General features: G+C 44.4%; 2 protein-coding genes. Both read right to left on the minus strand.

Annotation, left to right across the window (positions count from 1 at the left end):
* Positions 1–653: 653 nt before the first annotated feature.
* Positions 654–932, minus strand: coding sequence for a DUF2442 domain-containing protein (locus tag B3157_RS11755; RefSeq protein ID WP_292590627.1), 279 nt, complete (start codon positions 930–932; stop codon positions 654–656).
* A gap of 316 nt (positions 933–1248) precedes the next feature.
* Positions 1249–2412, minus strand: coding sequence for an ATP-binding protein (locus B3157_RS11760; RefSeq protein WP_292590628.1), 1164 nt, complete (start codon positions 2410–2412; stop codon positions 1249–1251).
* Positions 2413–2676 lie beyond the last annotated feature (264 nt).

Genomic DNA, 2676 nt, shown 5'->3' on the forward strand with positions numbered 1-2676 from the left:
GTCTAATTTCAGCAGTGACTGGCTTTTCTCTCGTCTTCTCGTGAGCGAAGCGAATTCTCTAATATACTCTTTCTCGTCTTTTCTAGGCGTTCAGCGACCAGCGAAAAGTGGCTCTTTGATGGGAGATCCCGTACACCATCACTACAAGATGACAACCGGACCAACTCGTATCATTCTCCCTTAACCTTTCGAGTCATGAAGCGGTATCTGATGTCTCGTAGGAGCTTTAGAGGCTCTTCTGAGCGTTAACGAAAATTGGAATGTTAGGAGCCGGACAGTACCTATTTGCACCTGTGGTATCTGACATTCGAAAGAGCGTCAAGGGTTGCATGAAGTGAAGCATAGAAACGTGCAGGCAATTCACGAGACGTGGAGTCGGAAAGTATACAGGAGTCTATTTCAACGGTGCTATTCTCCTTAAGGGTAGTAAAGACTTTGCATCACTCCATGCTGCCGAAAAATCATTCTGGTGCGTTGAAGCCCGTTCAATCCGAGTCCCAGGGCTCTGTGAGGTAAGACTCCTGCGATGACTGCTAGTGACTCAATATCTATAATAGCTTCATGTTCACCATAGTGAGCATGAAAGGTGGAGGAAGATGATCTTCGTAGTACATGTAGATTGCTATTCCATAGAACCGACTGATTTCAGGCATTCACACCGTAGCCTCTGTTTTGGGGAAGATCTCTTCTGGCTTCTTTCCCGATATTCTCATAAAAAGCGAATCAGCGCAGATCTCAAGATCTTCCCCCCATGCTAAAGCTCTGCCGTCCCTGACAATGCAAACGCCTTCCAAAAACTCATAATTCTTGAGAGGACCGAAAAGAGGAGATGCGGCCAGCTCAGAGAAATCCACTGTTCCCACTACTCCATTTTCAAAGGCGAGTTTTACCTTAAAAGCCTCCAGAGCTTCCGCCTGAGCTATTCTTATCATAATTCACCTCCTTCTCTGCTTGAATTATAGCACTGGAAGCATTTTTCTCAAGTTCATTCGCCGGAGTATTGTGCATATACGATCTTGGACCATGTGATCTTTGAGAGGACTATTAATTCCATTGCGATAGTGTTGCTCCTCCAGATCAAAACAAATATGGATTCTGTCTTTCGATAATCTGTGTTGAAGGGAGTTCCAAGTGCCAAGATACAAGTTTAAAGAGCTGGAAGAACTTCTTCTGGTGCTTGATCAGAGATATCCCGAGAAGTGGACAAACTTCTTGTCCAAAATCTCGTGGCATAACTACGAGTTAGTGTCAGTATTGAAAGCCCAGTGTCCACATTGGAATCGAGTTTGAATGGGGCAAATCCGTGTCGTCTCTTATCACGAACTCGGCTTTCTTTGGTTTTTTGCTCCTTCCTCCCACTTCAATAATCTTGCCATCTACAGAGAAATCTCCATTTCGCTCATCCACACATGCGAAGACTCTTCTTCCCGCATCTTCAAAGGATTGTGCCACATAGGCTTCTCTTCTTGTTCCGATATTTCCTGCACCAATTGAGTAGAAAGCAGGGTCGCCAAAGAATATTTTCTCACCTTTGGAGAAGGTTCGATTATCGCTCTCCCTATATACTATTCTGATTATTCCTGTTGCGTTCATTACAGTAAGAAGTTCATAGAGCTTTCTCTTCCCTATACCCCACTCTCTACACATCCTCTCAATGTTCAGTGTTGGTACTTTCGATATCGCCAAAAAGCCTACAACGGCATTCATTAGCCTGAAGTGAATATCTGAGATTTGGGGAACGAAGAACGGAACATCTCCATGAAGTGTCTTTTCAATAATGTGTTCTATTTGCTCTCGAAAGTCCCACTCCAAATAAGACGGCCTGAATCCTCGTTCAAGATACTCCTCAAAAGCAGAGAGTACGTTTGTACAGTTTATTATCTCTTTAACTGAAGAAGGCTCAGGAGAGAATGGCTCCAATTGTGGCAGCGAAATTCCGTCTCTAAGAAATATGTATTCCCTCAAAGACATTAGAGGGATATGAACCCTGGAGAATCTTCTAGATAGATCTGCGATCCCCTGTCTTAATACGAGACTGCTGCTATCGCTAGCTATTACCAGTTTTCCCGGATAGGAATCGTAGAGGGCCTTAAGATGGATGCTCCAATCTTTTGCGTAGTGAGCCTCATCCACAACTATCCCCTCATAACCCCTTACAAAAGCCGTCTTTGCTATGCTCCATAGGTCACTAGTAGAAACGAGAGGGTTGTCAGCCGAGACGTAGAGTACTTTTCTCTCCCTAAATCTGTGCAGAAGAAAAGTGGTTTTTCCAACCCCTCTTGGCCCAAAAACAAGGACTGCCCTGTTCTTCATCTCTATTTTGTCGAAGTAAGGCCTAAGTCTCGATGGGAGCTCCATTTCCTTCCTCTTTTGTATCTCTTCGAGTGACTGAACTAACTCGTCTGCATCCACTGAATCATCTCCTTCCGTTTCACTATGAAACGATCTTAGCATAGATTCGTTCCCAGATAAAACTCTATGCCTTAGGGGACTCCATTATTTGCATTCAATTAACGTGACAATTATGATAAGTTAGTCACCTTCGGTGGCCAGTCTTTGCTTCGCAAAGGCCAGTCCGGCTACGCCAGGCAAGCAAAGGCAATCGACAAAGAGAGTATTGAGAGGTTCGCTAAGCTCACGAGAGGAGGGAAAAACCAGTCACTGCTGAAATTAGAC

This window comes from Mesotoga sp. UBA5557, from assembly GCF_002425715.1.
Classification (GTDB): Bacteria; Thermotogota; Thermotogae; order Petrotogales; family Kosmotogaceae; genus Mesotoga.

Excerpts from the sequence above, each read along its gene's own strand:
- B3157_RS11755 (WP_292590627.1), bottom strand. The coding sequence starts at position 932 with ATGATAAGAATAGCTCAGGCGGAAGCTCTGGAGGCTTTTAAGGTAAAA.